Source organism: Oleiphilus sp. HI0061, from assembly GCF_001635675.1.
This window is the reverse complement of the sequence record NZ_LWFE01000268.1, coordinates 1-799: the sequence shown is the minus strand read 5'-3', so window position 1 is coordinate 799 and position 799 is coordinate 1. Positions and strand designations below refer to the sequence as shown.

Genomic DNA, 799 nt, shown 5'->3' with positions numbered 1-799 from the left:
TAAAAAGAATATCGTGATTGATATCGAAAACCTGGTTTTGTAAAACGGTCAGGCGTTTTTTGAGTTCCAGCTCACGTTCAATTGGCTTATCTATATCTGCGAAAGAGACTTCACTTAGTTCAAAATTACTGATGTTTCGAAGCCGTTGATGTGGCTGGGAATCAATTTCAATTACTTCGGCGCTTAGCGCTTCTTGGCGACTGATTAGGTTTTGAAAAGCTTGATTTAAAGCAAGCTTATTGAGTTTTCCTTTTAGTCTGAATGCAGAGGGAAGGTTATAGGCAGTACTGCTTCCTTCCAGTTGATTCAGGTACCAAAGCCTTTGTTGGGCAAGGGTTAATAAGGCTGGTTCATTCTCTGAACGCTTTGTTATGGTTGATTGTTCTGTGTGCTGCGATTGATCTATTTTTTTAGCTAAAGACTCGATGTCTGCAAACTCGTAGAGGTCACTGAACTTCAATTGCACCGACATATCCATTTCAACACGGTGGATGATTTGTGCAATGAGCAAAGAATGCCCACCTAGGTCGAAGAAGTTTTCATTGATGTTAGATATGGGTTTATTGATGACTTCTTGCCAGATGCTCAGTAACTTAAGTTCAGTCGCTGTAGTAGCGGCCCGTACTTCTTCTTTGCCTAACGAGCTTGATTCTGATAAAGGGAGGCTTTCTAAAGCCTTTCGATCAAGCTTGTTGTTAAGGGTGCGTGGTAACTCCCCGAGTGCTTCAAGGTGCTGCGGCACCATGTAAGGGGGCAATTGCTGTCGCAGGTGCTCACGAAGTTCACTGAGACTAATCGG

The 799-nt window shown here is 42.9% G+C and carries 1 protein-coding gene; it reads right to left on the bottom strand.

The genetic code is table 11. The features are described 5' to 3' along the window. The coding region (locus A3735_RS03445; protein ID WP_197485635.1) for a condensation domain-containing protein at positions 1 to 799 on the bottom strand (799 nt) is incomplete at both ends.